Origin of the sequence: Gloeotrichia echinulata CP02 (genome assembly GCA_038087035.1) — a bacterium.
Taxonomy (GTDB): Bacteria; Cyanobacteriota; Cyanobacteriia; order Cyanobacteriales; family Nostocaceae; genus Gloeotrichia; species Gloeotrichia echinulata.
Genome location: CP051187.1, coordinates 4033775 through 4055710, shown reverse-complemented (window position 1 = coordinate 4055710; position 21936 = coordinate 4033775). Strand labels below are relative to the sequence as shown.

The window sequence follows — 21936 nt, the reverse complement described above, 5'->3', positions numbered from 1 at the left end:
TAAATATGATTAATATAGCATTGCGTTTACCAATAGCAGAAATTGAGGCATTATTGCAAGGAATAATAATTGCAATATTATCTAATAAATTTATTACTCCAGGACGAGAATTTGCTCTTGTTCCAACAGATGCGTCAATTAATTTAGTACCAGTTGAGCAGTACTATCGCTCCAGTTTCTTACCTATTGCTCAAAGTGCATTTTCACAACTAAATAGTCAGGGTATTTTACTACAACCACAGCAAATTAGTTTGTTCCCAAATAATGAACAGTTACAATTACCTTTACTAGCTCATGAAACAGTTTTAATTCAAGCATGGGCTAGGTGTGAACTGTGCCAAATTTTGGATAATCCTGAATTATTAGCTGCTTTATCTAAGTTAACTATTTGGACAAAAAAAGGGTTAGAGACAATAGTAGCACAACGAAAAAATCAACGAAAAAATATATTTCTGGCATATGTGCGAGTCTATGAGTTGCCTAAATCAATTGAAGTTGCGGTAAATTTAAACAGTGAGTTTGTTCATTTACCACAGGAATTAAGGGTTTCTGAAGCAACACCAGTATTAACTGATCGCATCTTCGCCCAACGCAAACGCCAATTAGAAAATCTAGAACCGCCCCTGCATCCTGAATTAGAAGAATTGCAGAGCGCTTTAGCCTCCCTCAGCATCACCAACCCAGCCGCTAAAGAATTAGATGACGATATCAAAGTCTTTTTAGGTTGGAGTAGTGACAAACTAATTAAGCAACCAGATCCAAATTTAGCTTGGATAAATGATATTGCAAAATTGGGCGATCGCAGCATAGAAAAAGATGAGGGTAAAACTAATTATCAAGCTGGTACAGATTTTGAAAATATAGTTCGCAAGAGTCTTGAATTTCTAGGGTTTACAGTTGATTATTTCCACAAAGGCGGTGCTGGTGGTGTAGATGTATTCTGTTCACAACCCTATCCATTAGTTGGAGAATGCAAAGCTGGTAAAAAAATTCCCAATGATACTGCTGTACAACTACTAAATTTGGGAACACTACGCCTGAAAAATCAAGAATTATTTAAACAAGCTACTAAATTAATTATTGGTCCTGGTAAACCTACAACCCAACTTCAAGACGCTGCAAAAATACAAGATATGGCTATTATTAACCCGGAAACACTAGAAAAATTGGTCAGACTGCAAAGTATTTATAGAAATTCAATAGACTTATTTAAGCTAAAAGAATACCTCAAAGCTGGTCAATCTGATGACGAGGTAGAAAAGTATATTGACCAAGTTTACAAAGAAATGAGTCTGCGATCGCAGATTATCAAAGTAGTCAAAGAACTTTCTGAACAAGACAACCAAATTTCACAAGCTACACATCCGTGTTTCACAGTTACAGAAATTCGTGCTCATTACAATGCTACTCACAACCGCAAGCAAACTGATGATCAAGTCTGCGAGTTACTTATAGAACTATCATCGCCCTTAACCGGCTACCTAGGACGAGAAAAAGGAGATAATTGGAGGAGCGATCGCTTTTATTTCTTACGCGACTTACCAATAAACTAAACGTAACTCTTCTTCAAAAAATAGCTGCCCATTTTCCCCAAAGCTACCCTCAATCATATTCTGCCTGTAGCTCCAGTTTCATTGAGGCAGAAGACACAGTGTACAGCATTTGGGTGCTTATTTTGTGCATGTTTACTAGCTATTTCTATATCTTCATCCACAAAATAATCACCACTATCCGGCTCCACTGCAATATACCAGCCATAGTGTTCCTCAATCAAATGGGGACGGACACGCTCAAAAATTGCCCGACAACGCTGATGAAATATCTGCCGTTCCGCCTTGCGCCTAGCCAGTTCTTCGGGTGGTAAAGTGCGATCAAGAAAGATTCTTCCCCGACGTGGGGGTTGTTTTGGCGTTGATTGCGTCATAAACCCTACTTATTAATAGTGCCCTAACTTGATTTTAGAACAAAAGAAAAACGAGATGCAGCTATAGCACTTCCCATTCAGATGAGGTACAAAATTGTATCACGCTGTGTAGGGGCACGGCATTGCCGTGCCCCTACGGGTGTACCTTACTAGGGCGAGAAACGCTGTACGCCCGTCATAGATATCCCTCCACTAGCGCGAAGGGAGTACTTGCAAACATACCCCACCTATCCCAGCGTCAATATTTCCCCCTGATAATTCACCACCAAAGGCAGAATTTTTAACCATTCTGAACCCAACAAAATTTCCGTCAATTCATTCCCCACATAAACTGGAATTTCATACTCTTGTGCATTTAATATCACCTTACCTAAATAAATATCAAATCTTGATTCACCTTTAGCAGTTCGCAAAGGTTCCTCACCGATGTAACCCCAGTCAAGTCCATCTAAATCTTGTTTATTAATAGCCAAAAAGCCTGTGAAACCCGTATCTAACATCGCATCTACAGGCAAATTTAATCCATCAGATGTCATCAAATCAATTTCAAAAAATAACTGCCCCTTTTCGCCAAATCTACCCTCAATCATATTGTGCCAGTTGTTCCCGTCTCATTCAGGCAAAATACACAATGTCTAGTATTTGGGTACTTTTCTAAGGCCTTTTTATGAGCTGGCATTTTATCTTCATCAACAAAATAATCACCACTATCAGGCTCCACAGCAATATACCAGCCATAGTGTTCCTCAATCAAATGGGGACGCACACGCTCAAAAATTGCCCGACAACGCTGATAAAACACTTCATCGTCAGCTTTGCGCCTAGCCAGTTCTTCGGGTGGTAAAGTGCGATCAGGAAAGATTCTCCCGCGACGTGGGGGTTGTTTTGGCGTTGATTGAGTCATAAACTCTACTTATTAATAGTGCCCTAACTTGATTTTACAGCACAAAAAAACGAGATGCAGCATCGTCAACAATTTAAGGTGCGTTACGTTTCGCGACAACGCACCCTACATCTTTTCAAGTTCACAAATTTTATAGACACACTGATTCTCTACCTGATAAACTGAGATTTATAGGGTGTTCTGCCAAGTTCAAAACTTAGGAGAAACAACTTATGCATTATCAGATTTGGAATTTTTTTTACAGTGATGATGAAGTCTATCAGTCCTGGAAAGCCAAAGTCAATCAGGAGAATATTAAATTTAATCAGTTTACATGGGAAAAAATTAGTCATTTTTTATGGGCGATAGACCAAAATTCCCCTTTGAAGACTGAACTTATATACACTCATAGCTTGGGGGATTTTATTGAAAAAGCAAGAGATAATGGTTATAGTTTTACTGAAGATGAACTGGCTTCGGTTGTGATTACAAGTCAAGAGATTTGGAATTTGTTTGCTATAGCACAAAAAACACCACCTCTGCAAGCAGAATTGTTATCAGCTAAAAATCCCCAAAAGTTCATCAAAATTGCTGCAGAAAATGGCTATCACTTTTCCATAGAAGCTTTAGGATGGGTGTTGACAAATATCAAGTCATCTTCACAAGTTACGATTACTAGCTATTCTGGGGACAGCTATGTCGGTCCAGTGATTGGCAGAATAAATACTTTAGCATGGATTTGCTTGGCTGAAGAATGGGGACTCGTGGCACCATTTTGTCATCGGGATAAACCAAATCTTGGTATATTATCGGGATGGGATCGTGATATAGACGATGATAAATCTTTTTGGAGTCAGTGCTGGTTACCCAGAGGGTATTTTAACCAACGCCTCATGAGTCAGTCATAACGTTCACAATAGCTCTAGTAAATACAAACAAAAATATCCCCGATTTCTTTAAGGATACTGAGTCGCGAATAGAGGTAATACCCATTTTATCGGCTATGTAAGGATGATTGCGGGTAGGGGATCTAGGGCGTGTTTTCAAACTATTTGTTTAGCCGGATAAATTTTTAGATACCCCTAAATCCACACGATATGATACCATCTGTAGGGGCACGGCAATGCCGTGCCCCTACGCGAAATCTATATGTATCAGCGTTTTTGTAGTATTATATGAGACTTTAAAAACACGCGCAAGGCCTTGCGCCCCTACAGATCATCGTTCGACAGTTAAGCATCCTCATATCAAAGTTTTCACTCCAACACTAGGATGCTTAACAATCAAAAATTATTGCATGAGCAACAATAATTGAACTATATCTATTAAGAAGCAGAGACCTTTAAACTGTCAGGTTGAGCAAGATTACCCTGTAGCACTACACCGCGCTGATTGGCGTGTAGATGACGCAGTATTTTGTAAATCGCTTCAATTTGGTCTGCTGCGCCTGCTTTTTCGGCGACTTCAGCAAGAGTTAGGGGGGTTTTGTCTTTTTGCAGTACTTCTACTACTCGTTTTTGCAAATCGAGAATGACTGCGGCTGCTTTTTTACCCGCTTCTACCCCTGGTTGATGGTAAGCGTTAACGTTGATTAAGCTAGCATATAAACCAACAGCCCGCTCATACAAAGCAATTAACGCCCCGACTGTGCGGGGGTTGACTTGGGGAATGGTGACTGTAATGGAATCGCGGTGATTTTCGTAAAGTGCTTGTCTAGTTCCTAAAAGAAAACCGCAAAGATAATCACCTGATGTCACTCCAGGATCGATTTCTGGAGATGGGGATTTGCGATCTTCCAAAACTTCAATTAAGGTAGCAAAGAAATTCGGCACACCTTCGCGCAATTGTTGGACGTAAGCGTGTTGATCGGTTGAACCTTTGTTACCATAAACGGCGATGCCTTGATAGACGGTTTTACCATCTAAATCTTTTTCCTTACCCAAGGATTCCATTACCAGCTGTTGCAAATAGCGGCTAAATAATAGTAAACTGTCTTTGTAAGGTAGGACAACCATGTCTTTTTGACCCTTGCCATTGCCTGAGAAATACCAAGACAAAGCAAGCATTGCTGCTGGGTTATTTTTGACATCAGGTACGCGGGTAGCGTCATCCATTTCCTTTGCACCGTCTAGCATGGCACTAATATCAATGCCTTGCAATGCGGCGGGTACTAGCCCCACAGCGGACAATTCGGAAGTGCGTCCTCCCACCCAATCATACATGGGGAAAGTAGCCAGCCAGCCTTCAGATTTTGCGACTTTATCCAAATTGCTATCAGCGCTAGTAATTGCTACAGCGTATTGAGCAAAGTCGAGATTTTGACCTGCGTAGGCTTTTTTGACTTCAATCATCCCATTGCGGGGTTCTGGGGTCCCTCCAGATTTGGAGATTACCAATACCAAAGTGCTGGACAAGCTGTTACGCAAATGAGTCAGAACACGATCAATACCTGCAGGATCGGTATTGTCGATAAAATGAATTTTTAGCGGTGGGAAATCAGGGGAAAGGGCTTCAGCGACAAATTGGGGACCAAGGGCCGAACCACCAATACCTATTGAGATAACATCGGTGAAGCGGTTCGCCTTGGGAGGATGAATAGCACCTGTTTGGACTTTTTCGGCAAAGGCTTCGATTTGTTCTTGGGTTTGGACAATCTCTTGTGTGAGTTCTGGCGTCGGTGCTAAATCAGGATTTCGCAGCCAGTAATGTCCAACCATGCGATCTTCGTCAGGATTGGCGATCGCACCGTTTTCTAATTGGGACATATCCGCAAACGCCTTGTCAAACTTCGGCCGCAACGACTCCACGAAAGCATCATCAAACCGCATCCGACTTACATCAAGGTACAGTCCCAATCCCTCGTGGAAATATAACCAATTTTGGTATCGTTGCCAAAGTGCCCTAGCATCCATAGGGAAATCTCATGTAAAGTGTTGGTCACAAACCAGTTTAATGTAAGGTCTGAGCGTTCCCTGCTTTGTCTTATACTGTTTTAACTGAAACTACCCCATGCATAAATGCAGGAGCCTGCAATAGATCTTAGTCCAAATCGTCTGTCCTTAAACATCTGGCATAGGTATGACTCGCAAAAACTTGACGATTCCACCCCTAAGTTCGATGCCAATCAGATAATTGTCTAGGGTAAAACGGTGAAAAATTCCCTCACTGTCAATCTGTCGCAGTTCTGGCAAAAAATGCAATTGCCGCTTTTGGCTAAACTCTACGAAAACAAAATTATACACCCGCTGGTAGGCAGCGGCTTCTAAATTTTTTAGGTCTACTAAAAAAGACTTAGCATAGCGCACTTCCAGATTCACTTTGTCAGTTGATGGTTGACGGTTGACGGTTGACGGTTGTCATTAGTGATTGGTCTTGACTCTTGACTCTTGACCCTTGACTCTTGACCCTTGACTCTTGACTCTTGACTCTTGATTCATATCTTGCACCAACTATGTCATCCACAACAAAAATCACTAAATATTGATAGATTTTCGCTGTCCTAACAGATCCGCCAGGGACTGTAAGTCCCTGTCTCATAGCTTAAGTCCTCTATAAGAGGACTTAAAACTATATTTTCGTAAGGTAAGATGCATCACATTTTTTTTGTGGATTCATTGTTTATACGTAAATGTGCAAGATCTGAGTTGACTCTTGACTCTTGACCCTTGACTCTTGACTCTTGACCCTTACCTGATTTCAGTGGGTTAAAAATACATTAACATCCGTACTGCTTCATCATGGGTTAAGATGTCCCACGGTTGCTGCGATCGCTTGACTTCTTCTACGGCTTTAAGCATATAAAAGTCATAATACAACGACTCGACAACAGCCCAAACGCTTTGTAGGTCTTCATCGGCTAACTGTTCGATTAAGTGATGGATTCTAATTCGCAGCAAATTCATATATCAATTATTACCCAGTATGATATACAACCTAAAGTTAGTCTTCCCACAAATTTGCCAATAGTCAACTGGGAGACAGCATTTTTCTCAAGCTACGGTACGATCTATTCGCCCCGTTTTTAGTCAGATGGGGAGGTGGAGGGATGGGAAGAGGGTGAAACTTCAGGTTTGAAACTGGAAACTTCAGGTTTGAAACTGGAAACTTCAGGTTTAAAACTGGAACCTTCAGGTTTGAAACTGGAACTTTCAGGTTTGAAACTGGAACCTTCAGGTTTGAAACTGGAACCTTCAGGTTTGAAACTGAAACCTTCAGGTTTGAAACTGGAACCTTCAGGTTTGAAACTGGAACCTTCAGGTTTGAAACTGGAAACTTCGAGCTTAGAACTCGGAACTTCGAGCTTAGAACTCGGAACTTCGAGCTTAGAACTCGGAACTTCGAGCTTAGAACTCGGAACTTCGAGTTTAGAACTTGAAACTTCGAGCTTAGAACTCGGAACTTCGAGCTTAGAACTCGAAACTTCGAGCTTAGAACTCGGAACTTCGAGCTTAGAACTCGAAACTTCAGGTTTGCAAACAGATGAATGACAACTGACCAATGACCAATTACAAATGACAAATGACCAATTACAAATGACAAATGACCAATTACAAATGACAAATGACCAATTACAAATGACAAATGACCAATTACAAATGACAAATGACCAATGACCAATGACCAATGACCAATGACCAATGACCAATGACCAATGACAAATGACAAATGACAACTAATAAATATGATTGAATATTTGATATTTCTAGCAATTTCTACCGCAACTTTTGCGTTGTTTAGCTTGGGACTGAATTTACAGTGGGGCTTTACAGGATTAATTAATTTTGGTCATATTGCTTTTATGACCCTGGGAGCTTATACAACGGTATTATTAAGCTTGAAGGGCGTGCCTCTTTTACTGTCGGCGATAGCTGGGGCAATTGTAGCAGCTTTGTTGGGCTTGATTATTGGTTTTGTGACTCTGCGTTTGCGGGAAGATTATTTGGGTGTCGTTACTATTGGTGTGGGTGAACTAATTCGATTGGTGGTGAATAACCAAGATTTACCTGTAGGTGATGCGTGGATTTCTGGGGCGTTTGGTGTGCAAAGTTATGCGATACCTTTATCGACAACGCCAAATTTGTTTGTCAGACTTGTGATGATTGGACTGCTAACGCTGCTATTTGTAGTCACTACCTTTTCATTGTGGCGATGGATTCGGATAGCCCAAATATCGCAAAGTACTGATTCATCGCCGAAAAAATTAGGTCAAAAGCAAGAATTTGCATCGCGTTTGGGAGTGGGAATTTTTCTGGGGCTATTGTCTACAGCGGTTTATATTTCTGGGGTAATTATGCTTTATAATTACATCCCGAAAGCAGGGTTGATGTTGGTATCGCTGTTGGTGTTAGCGTTTGTTTTCTGGCGGTTGGAAATCTTAGTGCGATCGCCTTGGGGTCGAGTGCTGAAAGCTATTCGTGAAGATGAAGAAATTCCCAAGGCGCTGGGTAAAAATGTCTTTTGGTATAAGATACAATCACTAATGTTAGGGGGTGCGATCGCAGGTGTGGCTGGTGCTTTCTTTGCTTGGCAACTCAGTGCAATTTACCCGGATAATTTCCAGCCCCAGTTGACTTTTGACTCTTGGATTATGGTGATTTTAGGTGGTTCGGGAAATAATATTGGTGCAATTTTGGGTGCGGTGATTTATTTTGCTTATGATGCGATCACGCGGGAAGTTTTACCGAGAATCGTTCCCCTAGATGAAGCCCGTTTGGGTGCATTTCGCATCATGGTAATCGGTCTCATTTTGATGGTACTGATGATTTGGCGTCCTCAAGGTATCTTAGGCAAAAAGGAGGAACTTACCCTTGGTAAATAATCAGTCATCCCAACTTCCCTTGCTAGCTGCTAGTGGAATTTGTAAAAATTTTGGTGGGATAAAAGCTGTTAATGACGCGAAAATTGAAGTTGCTAAAGGTAGCATTACGGGCTTAATTGGTCCCAATGGTGCGGGGAAAACTACCTTATTTAATTTACTGTCTAATTTCATCCGCCCAGATAAGGGGCGAGTAATTTTTGATGGGGAACCAATTCATCAATTACAACCATACCAAATCGCCCAGCAGGGTCTAGTCCGCACTTTTCAGGTAGCGCGGACTCTCTCGCGGTTGTCGGTGTTAGAAAATATGTTGTTGGCGGCGCAAAAACAAACAGGTGAAAATTTTTGGGAAGTACAATTAAAGCCCCATATTGTCGCCAAAGAAGAAAAGGAACTGGCACAAAGGGCGATGTTTTTGTTAGAGTCTGTAGGGTTAGAAAAAAAAGCCCATGACTATGCTGGTGGGTTATCTGGTGGACAGAGGAAGCTGCTAGAAATGGGTAGGGCTTTGATGACAAATCCCAAGTTAATTTTATTAGATGAACCAGCCGCTGGGGTGAATCCCAGATTAATTGATGATATTTGCGATCGCATTCTCAATTGGAATCGCCAAGACGGTATGACCTTTCTCATTATTGAACACAATATGGATGTGATTATGTCCTTATGTGATCGCGTTTGGGTTTTGGCGGAAGGTCAAAATTTAGCTGATGGAACACCTGCAGAAATTCAAACTAATTCCCAAGTTTTGGAGGCGTATTTGGGGAAATAACCAGTAGGGTGCGTTAGGAACGTAACGCACCCTACAAAATCACTTCCGCGTTATTGTTAAATAATCGGCAAAAAAGTTTAAATTTAGAGCTTGAGGATTGAGGAATACTCATGTTAAACTACAATCCATTAGATTGCCTACCCTCATCGGCAGAATTACCAGATTCTGATGATACACCCGTGGATAGCGAACTGCAAATATTAATTCCCAATTTATTGTTAGCCATCTTAGCTGCAATCTGGAAAACCCGTGATGATTGGTTTTTTGGGATTAACATGGGAATTTATTACACCCCTAGTAAACCTGCGATTGTTCCCGATGGATTTCTGAGTTTAGGTGTAGAACGTTTTGTAGGTGAAAATGGACGTTCCAGCTATGTACTTTGGGAAGAAGAGGAAATTCCACCAATTCTAGCTTTAGAAGTGGTATCTCAAACTTATAACGGCGAATACGAACAGAAAAAAATTGATTATGCGGAATTAGGTATTTTGTATTATGTCATTTATGCGCCAACGCGGCTACGTCGCAAGCGTCAACATTTAGAAGTTTATCGCTTAGTTGAAGGTAAATACATTTTACAACCAGGTGATAAAATCTGGATGCCGGAAATTGGTTTAGGTATTGGACGGGAGATGGGGACTTATCAAGGAAGAATACGAGAATGGCTATTTTGGTATGACCAAGATGGTAAAAGATACCAAACCCCAGAAGAACAACTGCAAAATCTCTTAGCCAGATTACAACAGCAAGGAATTGACCCAAATACATTTTACAGCAATTTTCATTGATTTGAACCACAGATCCTCGTAGGGGCGCAAGGCCTTGCGCCCCTACCGCGTGGTCTATTTACCTGAAAACTGCTGTAAGTAGGATTTAAATATCTTGGCATTTGCCAACATAGGCATAGCGAGGGTGGCAGCAATGACAACAGTATTAAATCTAGCACCGATTACAACACTGACGAGAGCGCAGTTTTATCAGTTATGTCTGGCAAATCCGGATGTACCGATGGAGCGATCGCCCAATGGAGAATTAATTATCATGACGCCGATTGGTGGAGAAGGTGGGAATCAGGAAGCCAATTTAATTATGAAAGTTGGAATCTGGAATGAACTCTCTGGGCTGGGGTTAGTATTTAGCTCACAGACGGTGTTTAGTTTGCCGGGTGGGGGCGATCGCGCTCCTGATGTTGCTTGGGTGCAGCTGGCTCGCTGGCAGAACTTAAGCCAGCGGGAACGGGAAGGGTTTCCACCGATTTGTCCTGATTTTGTGATTGAGTTGCGTTCTCGCAGCGATCGCCTCAAGCCTTTGCAGGAAAAGATGCAGGAATATATTGTCTGTGGACTGCGGTTGGGCTGGCTGATTAATCAGCAGGACAAGCAGGTAGAAATTTATCGGGCGGGACAGCCGGTGGAAGTCGTGGCTATACCAATCGAGTTATCGGGTGAGGGGGTACTACCGGGATTTACGTTAGAGCAAAAGATAGGACGATAAATCGCTAGACATTACAGACATAGCGGATATTTTTGGTCATGTCTAATTAGAACTTTTTGCTGTATTTGTGCTACAATGAATAAAGACGAGTAGCATGGCTCCGTCTTTTGACACAAGCAGACCATAGCTAAGAAAGTTATAAATTGCTTGCACGGGAAAGTCAGACATATGCCGTAGGCGAGTTGTTGTTGCGTTCTCGGTGTCGCAAACAAACAGATAAAAAGAGCCTTAAGTTTGCTTAAGGCAATGTGGGATACCACCTTCACTGACTTTGTTGGTGATGTTATACTTAGATGTTCAAGATATCTCTGATGTCAGAAAATGTCTCGGTTAAAAGTATCAGGTAGGATCTTGACTGGAAGCAATGGGATTTGCTGAGATGCCAAAACTTGGGAGGTATATAGGCTTTGAAACCTCTAACCTCCCCAGTCCCTACAAATTAACTAAACTGCTTTTCTGCATCTAAATTAAACAGCATTTGCAGCGTCTGCATACATCTGCGCCTAGCTTCAACGTCCTGCTGCGCTCGCAATTGCACCATCGGATCATGTAAAATTTTGTTAACTATACCGCGTGTTAAAGCTTCGATTACCTCTTGATGTTTGTCACCAAATTCCGAACCCAATCGCGATAAAGCTTTTTCTAGTTCTTGTTCGCGGATGGTTTCGATTTTATTTCGCAGAGAGCTGATAGTAGAAACAGTTTCTAGACTACGCCACCAAATATCAAAGGCTTCTACTTCTTCATCTAATATTTTTTCAGCTTCCTGAGCCATCTTGCGGCGACTTTCGTAATTTTGCGCTACAACCGCCTTCAAATCATCCACATTGAATGCACGTACATGCTCCAGGTCATTCACGTCTGTATGGACGTTACGGGGCACGGAAATATCAAATAACATCAGGGGCTGACCTGGTGCTAAAACCATTTCTAATTTGGCGCGGTCAAGTATTGGCTCTGTGGCGGAGGTACTTGTAAATACCAAATCGCTTTCGGCAATTACTGCCATCATTTCTGACAGTAGATGAATTTTGATTGGTTGGTCAGGGAATTGCTTAGTTAATTCTAGGGCGCGATCGCGAGAACGATTTAAAATAGTAATTTGCCCAGCGCCTTTAGAAATTAAGTGTTGCACCAGCAACCGTGACATTTTACCAGCACCGAGAATTGCTACTCTACAAGCTGCTAAATTTTCCACTTTCATTTGCGCCAACTCCACCGCTGCTGAACTAATGGAGACTGCGCCAGTACCAATGCTAGTTTCGGTGCGAACCCGCTTCCCAGCTGTCAATGCTTGTTTAAATAAGCGATTTAAAATTGTTTTTATACCATTAAATTGCTGTCCCAGTTTGTGAGTATTCTTTACCTGAGCCAGAATTTGACCTTCACCGAGTACGAGACTATCTAACCCAGCCGCTACCCGCATCATATGCATCACCGCATCATCGTGGAGCAACATAAACAGGTGTTGTCGCAAAGACGGGGTAGCCAATTTACTATATTCAGTAAGAAACTGCGTAACTTCTCGGATGCCGTGGTCTGTTTCACTGGTAACAATGTAAATTTCCAGACGGTTACAAGTGCTAAGTACTGCAACTTCGTCAATATGAGGATAGCTGGACAGATGAGCGATCGCGCTTTCAATCTGTGGTTCTGGAATACTCAGCTTTTCCCGGATTTCGACTGGGGCTGTTTTATGGCTTAACCCCACCACTGCAATATTCATTTCTTAATCTTTGGTAATGGGTTATTGGGGATTGGGGATTGGGGATTGGGGATTGGGGACACTTCGGTAAGCTCAGTGCATCGCTGGGGACTGGGGATTGGGGATTGGGGATTGGATTAATTTACTCATTACTCATTACTCATTACTCATTACTCATTACTCCTTACTATTGGGGATTGGGGACACTTCGGCAAGCTCAGTGCATCGCTGGGGATTGGGGATTGGATTAATTTACTCATTACTCATTACTCATTACTCATTACTCCTTACTATTGGGGATTGGGGATTGCACTTCGGCTCCGCTCAGTGACCAGGGATTGGGGATTGAGAGTTAGGTGTTAGGTGTTATTATTCTCCCCATCCCCTAGTCCCTTCCAGTCCCTTCCAGTTCCCAGCCCCCAGTCCCTACTCCCTAGTGCAGTTGCACAATTTTGGATTTGTCAGACATATGAATGGTATCAACAAACCGTGCAGTCTTAGATAGGCTAGAAATAACCAAGCTTTGAGTTCTGGAGCCACCTTGGAAGAAACGGACACCTTGCATCAAGTTACCACTGGTAATCCCACAACCAGCGAAGAGAACTGTTTCTCCAGATGCGAGTTCATGAGCATCATAAACTTTATCAGGGTCGGTAATATTCATAGAACTCAAACGATCCAGATTGGCTTGTTTGCTTTCGCCGATCAGACCTGTTTTGACAACTTCTGGATCGTAGATTAATTGACCTTGGAAGTGTCCACCTAAAGCACGCATAGCCGCAGCGGAAATTACGCCTTCTGGTGCAGCACCGATACCCATGAGAGCATGAATATTAGTACCAGCAAATCCACAAGAAATCGCCGCTCCCACATCTCCGTCGGAAATCAGTTGTACTCTAGCGCCGGCTTGGCGGATTTCTTTAATTAAATCATTGTGGCGATCGCGTTTCATGACTACTACAACAAGTTCATCAATAGCGCGGTCTAAACACTCGGAGAGAATCTTGAGGTTTTCCGTAGCTGATTTATTGATGTCTACCTTTCCTTTGGCTGCTGGTGGCGCTGCTAGCTTCTTCATGTAAAAGTCAGGAGCAGCAAATAATCCACCTTTTTCCGAAATTGCCAAAACAGCCATTGAACCAGGTTGTCCGTAGGCTACCAAGTTAGTACCTTCGCACGGGTCAACGGCGATGTCAATTTCGACTAGTTCATCTGGGTTACAGAAAGTTTTAGCATCTTCGCGGGTACATATACCTACTTCTTCCCCAATGTAGAGCATGGGGGCGTCATCGCGTTCCCCTTCTCCAATCACAATGCGACCCCGCATGTAGATTTTGTTCATCCGCTCCCGCATTGCTTCGACTGCTACTTGGTCAGCAATGTTCTTTTCGCCTTTCCCCATCCACTTTGCAGATGCGATCGCCGCTTGCTCTACGACCTCAATAATCTCTAACCCAAGTGTATTTTCCACAGAGTCTGCCCTCTCAACTGCTTGAATTTCCGCCGTTTTATCTGGCCTTTTCAGTCTTCAAGTCTACCAAAGGGCGGTAACGCATGGGAAAAAGTATTCATGAGCAATTATGTTAAGTTTTGCTGCAATCTACTGTTGACACTGCTATTTGTGACACCATCGGCTACTTACAGCTACTACTTTTTAGGGTAAAATTGCTCAAATTAGGGTTTATAACTGACTAAATGCAGTTTTTAGAACTTACAGCTAGAGATTTTAAACGATTGCTATTGCTGACTAGTCATTACTAATCATATTGTAGGCAATATTTACGCGACAGCAGGGAATTTTAATGAATTTATTACAAATGACAAATGACAAATAACAAATGACAAATTGTGGATTCTTATCTATACATAGATTGTGTAGGGGCGCAAGGCCTTGCGCCCCTAAATCGTAAATCAAGGCCTTGCGCCCCTAAATCGTAAATATTTATGGATATATAGCAACCGCCAAAGTGCTTAGGACATTAACTGATGATAAAACCTAGACACAATCAGACTTGTAACCCAGCGATGCACTGAGCGGTCGTTGTGTCCCCAGCGATGCACTGAGCGGTCGTTGTGTCCCCAGTCCCCAGTCCCCTGCTATATTGCTAAGATTTTTTGATCTAAAAATCCCCCATCCACCACAGTCATCTGCTACGATCATCCAACCTGTGGTGGATTGGGAATTGCCACAATGATTGTGCTAAATACCCATATATAAATTTTTTCCGCAGAGGCTCTGCCTCACAAATCATAGCTAATTTATCCCCTCTGGCAGAAAGTTTCTGTCAGAGAATTTCCGTCTCCGTAATTCCTAAACATCTCAGACCCAACCAAGAAGTACTTAGAGAGGTGCAGCTATGACCTCAATCTTACTCAACGCTACCAATGCATCCCAGCAGTACCTAAACTTAATTTTAGATAGTTTACAATTGCTGTTCTGGCGAGTATTCCGGCTTTGTGCGTACCGATTCAAGCTGATTGACTCCACCTCTGACATCGACTGTCCTTATATCATCGGCATACCTGTAACCCCAGAGCAAGAAATATTCACGGGACGCCATAACATTGGTATCCATATCGAACAATTACTTTTAGATCACCGCCGCCCACCTTTACTACTCTACGGTCAGCGGCGCATGGGCAAAACTTCTCTACTCAAAAATTTACCACGACTATTACCTAATAACATCATTCCTTTGTTTGTAGACTTACAAGGTGCGGCTTCCTCAGCTGCTAACCATGCCGGTTTTCTTTACAATATCGCCAGAGGTATGGTAAAATCAGCTAAAGAGCAAGGTTTAATTTTACCACCCCTCACCCGTGAAGTTTTAGCTACTGACCCCTTCACCTGCTTTGATGAATGGCTTGATCAAGTTGAGTTGTTACTGGAAAACAATACAGCTTTGCTTGCTTTAGATGAATTTGAGGTGTTAGAGAGTGCCATAACTAAAGGACGCTTTGATGAACAAGATGTATTAGGAATATTGCGTCACCTCATCCAGCACCGTCCCCGCTTTAAATTGTTACTCGCTGGCTCCCACACTCTAGAAGAATATCAGCGCTGGGCGAGTTATTTAATTAATGTCCAAGTTGTGCATATTTCCTACCTGACGCGGGACGAAGCGCGACAATTAATTGAGCATCCCGTCACAGATTTTGCCTTGCGCTATCAACCAGAGGCGGTGGAGCGAGTTTTGCAACTCACCCGCTGTCATCCTTTTCTGGTACAATTGCTGTGTGCAGAACTTGTAGCTCTCAAAAATGAGCAAGAACCATCTAAACGCCGACTCGCCACGGTGGCTGATGTCGAAGCAGCGATACCACAAGCTTTGAGTAGTGGTAGCTTTTTCTTCGCTGACATTCAAAATAATCAAGTAGACGCGACGGGATTGGCTATTTTGCGCCACATCGCAGATCTTGGGGAAGGTGCCATTGTCGATGATAAAGTTTTGTCACAACAATTTCCTCATCCTAACATCAGCCGCAACTTACTATTGCAACGGGAGTTAATTGAAAAAGTTGGTGATGGATATAGCTTTCAGATAGAGTTAATTCGGCAATGGGTCGAATCAAAAAAATGAAAAAGCTCTTGAGCAGGGAGCGGGGGAGAAAAACAGTTAACTGATAACTGATAACTGATAACTGTTTCCCCCCCTGTCCTTTAATATTCTGGAACTGAGGAATCTACTTCCCTACTCCAAGCGGTAATTCCACCTTTGACATTTGTCCCGACAATTCCCGCTTCCTTGAGGATGGCGAGGGCTTTGGCAGAACGTCCGCCCATCTTACAATGAGCAATTAAGCGATGACCGTTGAGTATCTGCTTCACTTTGGCGACACCATCACCATTTTCAATATCGGGTAAGGGCACCAAAACAGAACCAGGAATTTTGGCAATATCATACTCATGGGGGTTGCGGACATCCAAGAGGACGAAATCATCCGCACCACTATCCAACAACTGCTTTAATTCTACCACCGTCATTTCTTGAATTTCCATCTGCTGCTTCGCCTCCTCTGCTTTAGCTTGCGGGATACCGCAGAATTGTTCGTAGTCTATCAGCTTTTCAATCACTGGGCGAATGGGGTTGGGTCGCAATTTCAACTCCCGGAATTTCATATCTAAGGCGTTATATAATAGCAATCGCCCACTTAAGGTGTTACCCTTGCCAATAATGATTTTGACAGTTTCCGTAGCTTGAATGACACCAATCATTCCTGGTAAAATTCCTAAAACTCCACCCTCAGCACAAGAAGGAACCATTCCTGGTGGTGGTGGTTCGGGATACAAGTCACGATAATTGGGTCCGCCTTCATAATTAAATACAGTAGCTTGCCCTTCAAAGCGGAAAATGGAACCGTAGACGTTGGGTTTGTCTAACAATACGCAAGCGTCGTTGACTAGATATCTGGTGGGGAAGTTATCTGTACCGTCTACGACAATATCATAAGGTTTAAGAATATCGAGAGCATTTTCCGAACTGAGGCGAGTTTCGTATAAATCAACCTGACAGTAGGGGTTAATCTCGTGAATGCGGTTTTTAGCTGATGCAATCTTGGGTTTACCCACCCAGGATGTACCGTGAATCACTTGGCGTTGCAGGTTGGAAGTATCGACGACATCGAAATCAACAATCCCGATGCGTCCAATACCAGCTGCTGCAAGATATAACAGCAGCGGTGAACCTAATCCACCTGTACCAATACAAAGTACATTAGCAGCTTTGAGGCGCTTTTGTCCCTCCATGCCAACTTCTGGCAAAATCAGATGGCGGGAATAGCGTTCGTAATCGTCTTTAGTTAACTGGATTTCATCCAGATTGGGATTGAGCATAGCAGTGTGATGTGCAGAGCGGAGTATTTATAGTACCGGAAAACGATATCCGTCTTGATCAGTTGTTAAATTATATTTTCAATCGCTTGAGATTACTCTGAAGTCTGTCATCTTTGATACTTTTGCCAAAAAAAATGACACGTGGCTTTAGTCCTAGGTGGGCATTGCCCACCCTACTACTATAGCGTTTCTCGCCCTAGTGAGGTACATCGGTAAGGGCACGGCAGTGCCGTGCCCCTACATCGCGTGATACAATTTTGTACCTCATCTGAATAGGAAGTGCTATACTAACTTATTTTCCTGTATAAGGCAGTGAGGAGTGGTGCAGAATGATGCGTAACTTACCGTTATCATCCTTAAAGAACTGCCAAGTCTTATCCACTGTAGTGATCTTGCCGTCTTTATCGGTGATCATCACATTCCCCATCGTAGTTGCTGTATTACCAGAAATGAAGACCCCTGCATTCTTGACTTCTACTTTTCGCCAGCCTTTTAAGGCAAAACCCTTATCCATTGGGAAATTAGGGTCATTTCCTACAAAGTAAGCCAAAGCTCCTGCACGGGTGGTTCGGAACGTCTGTGGAGCCACAGTAAGTGTTGGCTTGAAAAGAACAGTGCCGAATTGGTAGCCATAGGCTTCGTCAATTACTTTCTCCGCCAATGCTTTGGCAGCTTTTATACCCTTCGTCTCATATGTTATGGAAATAGCCACCAATGCTTCTCCCCAAGCCTTTTGAGCAGCCAATACCTCACTCTCGGTGATCGCTCTGTTAACAACTGTTGTCTTCAGACTTGAAGCAGCTACCATTGAGCCACTAGAGTCGGCAATGGATGGCTGGACAACAACTAGAGAGCCAGAGATAACTGTGGCCGCAGCAAAGAATGTGGAAATGCTAACTTTTAAGGGCTTCATAGGTGGATGTGTAAATTTTTCTCGCTTATCTTCTCACAAATTGTGTATTCAAATAGCAGGCGGAGGTTGATAACTAGCAACTTCGGTTAATAAAAAACCTTGATTATACTTTGGACTATACCAAAATTAGGTATAGAAAGGAAGTACCATATAGTAAAACTATGCTTACTCAAGATTTTTCTATATGGTTGGCGATCGCGAGAAAAATCTACCCAACAAAAAAAGTGTTTTCGTCTAGGGAACCCGAAATTATGTAATAATATTTACTTTGCCAGTATCGATATCGTAAACAGCACCCACAATTTTGAGTTTACCAACGCGGATGAGTTGATTTAACATCGTTGAGTTGTTTTGTAATTTTTGCGCCTGATATTGAATATTGGCAATCACGGCTTTTTCACTGATATCGCCATTCTTTGATTTTATTGGCGATACTGCTGGTTTGATGTTCTCCACAATCAAGCCAATTCTACCACCAGATGCTTCATTTTTGAGCGCTGCTGCGACTGCACCGCATCGGCGATGACCCAAAACCATAATTAACTGCGAACCCAATACAGATGTAGAATATTCTAAGCTACCGATAGTGATGTCATTAGCGATATTACCAGCTACTCGCACCACAAATAAATCCCCAAGTCCTTGATCAAAGACAATTTCTGCAGGTACACGAGAATCTGCACAGCCTAATATTGATGCAAAAGGATACTGCTCTTTTGCAACTAATTGTAGACGTTCTAGTGATTGGTCAGGATATTGAGGCTTTTGTTGTATAAATCGTTGATTACCATCAAGCAAGCGTTTTAAAGCTGCATTAGGATTGACTGGTTGCGGGTTAGCTGAATGAACATCACTAGCTATATCTGGTTGTTTACTTTCCAGTAGACTACAGCCAGCAAAAGTGCTACCAATGCTTACTGCGCCTACCCATTTTAATACATCACGTCGCCCCACAAATCCATTAATTCGAGTCATAAATCTACCTGACAACAGCCTTGTTGTCCCAGGAAGATATCAGACTCCCGTAGGATGCAAGAGTACCCGCTTACACGATTTAAGAGTTATTTAATCATTTGTCATTTGTCATTTATCATTTGTCATTTGTCATTTGTCATTTGTCATTTATCATTTGTCATTTATCATTTGTCATTTATCATTTGTCATTTGTCATTTGTCATTTGTCATTTGTCATTTGTCATAACTCATAACTCATTACTCATTACTCATTACTCATTACTCATTACTCATTACTCATTACTCATTACTCATTACTCATTACTCATTACTCATTACTCATTACTCATAACTCATAACTCATAACTCATAACTCATAACTCATAACTCATAACTCATTACTCATAACTCATAACTCATAACTCATAACTCATAACTCATAACTCATTACTCATTACTCATTACTCATTACTCATTACTCATTACTCATTACTCATTACTCATTACTCATTACTCATTACTCATTACTCATTACTCATTACTCATTTGTCATTGGTTATTCTCCCCCCCATCTCCATTAATGTCCTTTCCCAGCGCCCAGATACAACTCACCCACCTTGGGATTATTCAGCAATTCTCGACCAGGACCTGAGATAGCATCGCGTCCAGACTCCAGTACATAACCGCGATCCGCCATTTCTAAGGCTTTGCGAGCATTTTGTTCTACTAGTACAATCGCTGTTCCTGTCTGGTTAATTTGTTTAATCTGATCAAATACTTGTGTAACTAAAATCGGCGATAAAGCTGCAGAAGGTTCATCCAACAGCAGTAAACTGGGTTCTAACATCAAAGCTTTACCCATCGCTAGCATTTGGCGTTCCCCTCCAGAAAGGGTACCAGCGCGTTGACGACGGCGATCGCTCAGTCGAGGAAACATGTCAAATATTTTATCTTTCAGGGGTTGTAGGGGAATATTACGGACAAAAGCCCCCATTTCCAGGTTCTCTTCGATACTGAGCGACGGGAAAACATTGGCGATTTGCGGGACGTAGCACATTCCCCGTTGGACGATTTGATTTGACTTTAAGCCTGCTATATTCTCGCCTTTAAAGGTAATTGTGCCTGTGTGGGGGGTTAATAGTCCAAAAATGGTTTTTGCTAATGTGGATTTACCAGCACCATTGGGACCTATCACTGTCACCAATTCCCCCGCTTCAACTTGGAAATTTACACCTTGTAAGATATCTACGTCTTTGATATATCCAGCGTGGACATTTTGGACTTCTAGTAAATAATTAATAGTCATTAGTTAGGAGTAAGGAGTAAGGAGTAAGGAGTAAGGAGTAAGGAGTAAGGAGTAAGGAGTAAGGAGTAAGGAGTAAGGAGTAAGGAGTAAGGAGTAAGGAGTAAGGAGTAAGGAGTAAGGAGTAAGGAGTAAGGAGTAAGGAGTAAGGAGTAAGGAGTAAGGAGTAAGGAGTAAGGAGTAAGGAGTAAGGAGTAATGAGTAAGGAGTAAGGAGTAAGGAGTAAGGAGTAAGGAGTAAGGAGTAAGGAGTAAGGAGTTGGGAGTAAGGAGTAAGGAGTAAGGAGTAAGGAGTAAGGAGTAAGGAGTAAGGAGTAAGGAGTAAGGAGTAAGGAGTAAGGAGTAAGGAGTAAGGAGTTGGGAGTAAGGAGTTGGGAGTTGGGAGTTGGGGGTTGGGAGTTGGGAGTTGGGAGTTGGGGGTTGGGAGTTGGGAGTTGGGAGTTGGGAGTTAGATGTTAGGCTTTAGGCGTCAGGCTTTGCGCCCCTACAATATAGCGGTTTTCAGTTGAATGCCTGACAAATTATATCGTCGCGTGTAGGGCACCGGCAAAACGTGCCCAAACGAGTGTATTGGACTCAAGCGATAACCGCTATACGCTATATATGTAGTTATTGCCTGAAAATTGCTGTAACCCATTTTAATGGGTTTAAGCTGAAAGCGAGAAATTTATTTCCAGGCTTAGTCAATGATCAATACTGATGAGTTATTAGTCAAGTCAAAAAATAATACCAATTTGAAAAAAGAATGGGACAGATAGGCTTTGGGCGCAAGGCCTTGCGCCCCTACAGATTATCGATGTGTTGCAAAGATTTGCTGAATTGGTATAATTTTGGTGAATTTTATACTTTGTAGCCGAAAGTAGGACAGGTTAATTTTCAACGAAGATGACTAATTTTCGCTTTCCGGGGCACCATACTTGATATACGGCGCGAGGATTATGATGATTCAAGACGCACTAGTGACTCTAGGATCGGTTAATATAGAAGTTTTGGTACTTTTCTATAGTAAATTACTTCAGCAAGAACCAACAACCCTGATTCCGAATGTCTATGCTGAGTTTCAGATTTGCGGTTTACGATTAGGTATTTTTCAACCCAAAAAAACATCTACCTCGGAATTTACAAGCTCAAGCCAAGGTAAGATAAGTTTATGTCTAGAGGTGAGTAAGTTGGAAGATGCGATCGCTCACCTGACTGATTTAGGCTATCCTCCACCAGGAGAAATATCTATCGCTTCCCACGGGAGAGAAATTTACGCCTATGACCCCGATGGCAATCGTCTGATTTTGCATCAAGCCGCAGTGGGTGATAATTAGGAATTGGTATTGGTATTGGTA

25 protein-coding genes are annotated in these 21936 nt (G+C 42.3%); 11 read left to right on the top strand and 14 right to left on the bottom strand.

Annotated features, from left to right (window positions below; translation table 11 throughout):
* Positions 1-5 precede the first annotated feature (5 nt).
* The gene (locus tag HEQ19_17880; GenBank protein ID WYM03484.2) at positions 6-1553 is read left to right on the top strand and encodes a DUF1802 family protein; all 1548 of its coding nucleotides are present in this window, start codon (positions 6-8) and stop codon (positions 1551-1553) included.
* A gap of 53 nt (positions 1554-1606) precedes the next feature.
* Here the strand turns inward: HEQ19_17880 and HEQ19_17875 are convergent, their stop codons facing one another.
* The 3 genes from HEQ19_17875 to HEQ19_17865 form a co-directional block, all read right to left on the bottom strand.
* The gene (locus tag HEQ19_17875; GenBank protein WYM01079.1) at positions 1607-1924 is read right to left on the bottom strand and encodes a hypothetical protein; all 318 of its coding nucleotides are present in this window, start codon (positions 1922-1924) and stop codon (positions 1607-1609) included.
* Between the two features lie 227 nt (positions 1925-2151).
* A complete protein-coding gene (locus HEQ19_17870; protein WYM01078.1) occupies positions 2152-2514 on the bottom strand; it encodes an aspartyl protease in 363 nt (120 codons plus the stop codon).
* A complete protein-coding gene (locus tag HEQ19_17865; protein ID WYM01077.1) occupies positions 2511-2828 on the bottom strand; it encodes a hypothetical protein in 318 nt (105 codons plus the stop codon). Before HEQ19_17865 ends, HEQ19_17870 begins: the two co-directional genes overlap by 4 nt.
* 212 nt (positions 2829-3040) lie before the next feature.
* Here HEQ19_17865 and HEQ19_17860 point away from each other — a divergent pair, with 212 nt between their 5' ends.
* Entirely contained in the window at positions 3041-3715 is a 675-nt protein-coding gene (locus HEQ19_17860; GenBank protein WYM01076.1) for a Nif11-like leader peptide family natural product precursor, read from the top strand.
* A 417-nt stretch (positions 3716-4132) separates the two neighbouring features.
* On the opposite strand, the gene HEQ19_17855 is transcribed toward HEQ19_17860, so the two are convergent.
* The 4 genes from HEQ19_17855 to HEQ19_17840 all read right to left on the bottom strand — a co-directional run bounded on the left by HEQ19_17855 (position 4133) and on the right by HEQ19_17840 (position 6709).
* Positions 4133-5719 carry a glucose-6-phosphate isomerase gene (locus tag HEQ19_17855; protein ID WYM01075.1) on the bottom strand — a complete coding sequence of 529 codons (1587 nt, stop codon included), beginning with the start codon at positions 5717-5719 and terminating at the stop codon, positions 4133-4135.
* Between the two features lie 147 nt (positions 5720-5866).
* Positions 5867-6118: a cytotoxic translational repressor of toxin-antitoxin stability system gene (locus HEQ19_17850; GenBank protein WYM03483.1), complete on the bottom strand. Its 252-nt coding sequence runs from the start codon at positions 6116-6118 to the stop codon at positions 5867-5869.
* 10 nt (positions 6119-6128) lie between these two features.
* On the bottom strand, positions 6129-6344 hold the full coding sequence (locus tag HEQ19_17845) for a hypothetical protein (GenBank protein ID WYM01074.1): 216 nt from the start codon (positions 6342-6344) through the stop codon (positions 6129-6131).
* A gap of 167 nt (positions 6345-6511) precedes the next feature.
* Positions 6512-6709, bottom strand: coding sequence for a hypothetical protein (locus HEQ19_17840; protein ID WYM01073.1), 198 nt, complete (start codon positions 6707-6709; stop codon positions 6512-6514).
* Positions 6710-6844: 135 nt separating this feature from the next.
* On the opposite strand from HEQ19_17840, the gene HEQ19_17835 reads away from it, so the two are divergent.
* The 5 genes from HEQ19_17835 (at position 6845) to HEQ19_17810 (ending at position 10891) form a co-directional block, all read left to right on the top strand.
* Positions 6845-7294 carry a hypothetical protein gene (locus HEQ19_17835; protein WYM01072.1) on the top strand — a complete coding sequence of 150 codons (450 nt, stop codon included), beginning with the start codon at positions 6845-6847 and terminating at the stop codon, positions 7292-7294.
* A 194-nt stretch (positions 7295-7488) separates the two neighbouring features.
* Complete coding sequence (locus HEQ19_17825) at positions 7489-8625, top strand: branched-chain amino acid ABC transporter permease (protein ID WYM01071.1); 1137 nt, start codon at positions 7489-7491, stop codon at positions 8623-8625.
* The gene (locus tag HEQ19_17820; protein ID WYM01070.1) at positions 8615-9397 is read left to right on the top strand and encodes an ABC transporter ATP-binding protein; all 783 of its coding nucleotides are present in this window, start codon (positions 8615-8617) and stop codon (positions 9395-9397) included. Before HEQ19_17825 ends, HEQ19_17820 begins: the two co-directional genes overlap by 11 nt.
* A 110-nt stretch (positions 9398-9507) precedes the next feature.
* Complete coding sequence (locus HEQ19_17815; GenBank protein ID WYM01069.1) at positions 9508-10185, top strand: Uma2 family endonuclease; 678 nt, start codon at positions 9508-9510, stop codon at positions 10183-10185.
* 133 nt (positions 10186-10318) lie between these two features.
* A complete protein-coding gene (locus HEQ19_17810; protein WYM01068.1) occupies positions 10319-10891 on the top strand; it encodes a Uma2 family endonuclease in 573 nt (190 codons plus the stop codon).
* A 439-nt stretch (positions 10892-11330) separates the two neighbouring features.
* On the opposite strand, the gene HEQ19_17805 is transcribed toward HEQ19_17810, so the two are convergent.
* Positions 11331-12617, bottom strand: coding sequence for a glutamyl-tRNA reductase (locus tag HEQ19_17805; protein ID WYM01067.1), 1287 nt, complete (start codon positions 12615-12617; stop codon positions 11331-11333).
* Between the two features lie 38 nt (positions 12618-12655).
* Between HEQ19_17805 and HEQ19_17800 the strand changes: the two genes are divergently transcribed.
* Positions 12656-12847: a hypothetical protein gene (locus HEQ19_17800; protein WYM01066.1), complete on the top strand. Its 192-nt coding sequence runs from the start codon at positions 12656-12658 to the stop codon at positions 12845-12847.
* Positions 12848-13029: 182 nt separating this feature from the next.
* On the opposite strand, the gene glpX is transcribed toward HEQ19_17800, so the two are convergent.
* Positions 13030-14067, bottom strand: coding sequence for a class II fructose-bisphosphatase (gene glpX, locus HEQ19_17795; protein WYM01065.1), 1038 nt, complete (start codon positions 14065-14067; stop codon positions 13030-13032).
* Positions 14068-14592: 525 nt separating this feature from the next.
* Entirely contained in the window at positions 14593-14757 is a 165-nt protein-coding gene (locus HEQ19_17790; protein WYM01064.1) for a hypothetical protein, read from the bottom strand.
* 196 nt (positions 14758-14953) lie between these two features.
* Between HEQ19_17790 and HEQ19_17785 the strand changes: the two genes are divergently transcribed.
* Entirely contained in the window at positions 14954-16177 is a 1224-nt protein-coding gene (locus tag HEQ19_17785; protein WZI66952.1) for an AAA family ATPase, read from the top strand.
* Positions 16178-16257: 80 nt separating this feature from the next.
* Here the strand turns inward: HEQ19_17785 and moeB are convergent, their stop codons facing one another.
* The 3 genes from moeB to HEQ19_17770 form a co-directional block, all read right to left on the bottom strand.
* A complete protein-coding gene (gene moeB, locus HEQ19_17780; protein WYM01063.1) occupies positions 16258-17430 on the bottom strand; it encodes a molybdopterin-synthase adenylyltransferase MoeB in 1173 nt (390 codons plus the stop codon).
* Between the two features lie 292 nt (positions 17431-17722).
* Positions 17723-18343, bottom strand: a complete 621-nt coding sequence (locus tag HEQ19_17775; protein WYM01062.1) for a hypothetical protein — start codon at positions 18341-18343, stop codon at positions 17723-17725.
* Between the two features lie 249 nt (positions 18344-18592).
* A complete protein-coding gene (locus HEQ19_17770; GenBank protein ID WYM01061.1) occupies positions 18593-19318 on the bottom strand; it encodes a carbonic anhydrase in 726 nt (241 codons plus the stop codon).
* Positions 19319-19372: 54 nt separating this feature from the next.
* Here HEQ19_17770 and HEQ19_31155 point away from each other — a divergent pair, with 54 nt between their 5' ends.
* Positions 19373-19663: a hypothetical protein gene (locus HEQ19_31155; protein WZI66951.1), complete on the top strand. Its 291-nt coding sequence runs from the start codon at positions 19373-19375 to the stop codon at positions 19661-19663.
* Between the two features lie 211 nt (positions 19664-19874).
* Here the strand turns inward: HEQ19_31155 and HEQ19_17760 are convergent, their stop codons facing one another.
* Positions 19875-20603: an ABC transporter ATP-binding protein gene (locus HEQ19_17760; protein ID WYM01060.1), complete on the bottom strand. Its 729-nt coding sequence runs from the start codon at positions 20601-20603 to the stop codon at positions 19875-19877.
* Positions 20604-21540: 937 nt separating this feature from the next.
* Here HEQ19_17760 and HEQ19_17755 point away from each other — a divergent pair.
* Entirely contained in the window at positions 21541-21915 is a 375-nt protein-coding gene (locus tag HEQ19_17755) for a VOC family protein (GenBank protein ID WYM01059.2), read from the top strand.
* The last annotated feature ends 21 nt before the right edge of the window (positions 21916-21936 follow it).

Coding starts and splice junctions, on each gene's coding strand:
- HEQ19_17880 (WYM03484.2), top strand. CDS start 6: ATGATTAATATAGCATTGCGTTTACCAATAGCAGAAATTGAGGCATTA.
- HEQ19_17875 (WYM01079.1), bottom strand. CDS start 1,924: ATGACGCAATCAACGCCAAAACAACCCCCACGTCGGGGAAGAATCTTT.
- HEQ19_17870 (WYM01078.1), bottom strand. CDS start 2,514: ATGATTGAGGGTAGATTTGGCGAAAAGGGGCAGTTATTTTTTGAAATT.
- HEQ19_17865 (WYM01077.1), bottom strand. CDS start 2,828: ATGACTCAATCAACGCCAAAACAACCCCCACGTCGCGGGAGAATCTTT.
- HEQ19_17860 (WYM01076.1), top strand. CDS start 3,041: ATGCATTATCAGATTTGGAATTTTTTTTACAGTGATGATGAAGTCTAT.
- HEQ19_17855 (WYM01075.1), bottom strand. CDS start 5,719: ATGGATGCTAGGGCACTTTGGCAACGATACCAAAATTGGTTATATTTC.
- HEQ19_17845 (WYM01074.1), bottom strand. CDS start 6,344: ATGAGACAGGGACTTACAGTCCCTGGCGGATCTGTTAGGACAGCGAAA.
- HEQ19_17840 (WYM01073.1), bottom strand. CDS start 6,709: ATGAATTTGCTGCGAATTAGAATCCATCACTTAATCGAACAGTTAGCC.
- HEQ19_17825 (WYM01071.1), top strand. CDS start 7,489: ATGATTGAATATTTGATATTTCTAGCAATTTCTACCGCAACTTTTGCG.
- HEQ19_17815 (WYM01069.1), top strand. CDS start 9,508: ATGTTAAACTACAATCCATTAGATTGCCTACCCTCATCGGCAGAATTA.
- HEQ19_17810 (WYM01068.1), top strand. CDS start 10,319: ATGACAACAGTATTAAATCTAGCACCGATTACAACACTGACGAGAGCG.
- HEQ19_17805 (WYM01067.1), bottom strand. CDS start 12,617: ATGAATATTGCAGTGGTGGGGTTAAGCCATAAAACAGCCCCAGTCGAA.
- HEQ19_17790 (WYM01064.1), bottom strand. CDS start 14,757: ATGATCGTAGCAGATGACTGTGGTGGATGGGGGATTTTTAGATCAAAA.
- HEQ19_17785 (WZI66952.1), top strand. CDS start 14,954: ATGACCTCAATCTTACTCAACGCTACCAATGCATCCCAGCAGTACCTA.
- moeB (WYM01063.1), bottom strand. CDS start 17,430: ATGCTCAATCCCAATCTGGATGAAATCCAGTTAACTAAAGACGATTAC.
- HEQ19_17775 (WYM01062.1), bottom strand. CDS start 18,343: ATGAAGCCCTTAAAAGTTAGCATTTCCACATTCTTTGCTGCGGCCACA.
- HEQ19_17770 (WYM01061.1), bottom strand. CDS start 19,318: ATGACTCGAATTAATGGATTTGTGGGGCGACGTGATGTATTAAAATGG.
- HEQ19_31155 (WZI66951.1), top strand. CDS start 19,373: ATGCAAGAGTACCCGCTTACACGATTTAAGAGTTATTTAATCATTTGT.
- HEQ19_17760 (WYM01060.1), bottom strand. CDS start 20,603: ATGACTATTAATTATTTACTAGAAGTCCAAAATGTCCACGCTGGATAT.
- HEQ19_17755 (WYM01059.2), top strand. CDS start 21,541: ATGATTCAAGACGCACTAGTGACTCTAGGATCGGTTAATATAGAAGTT.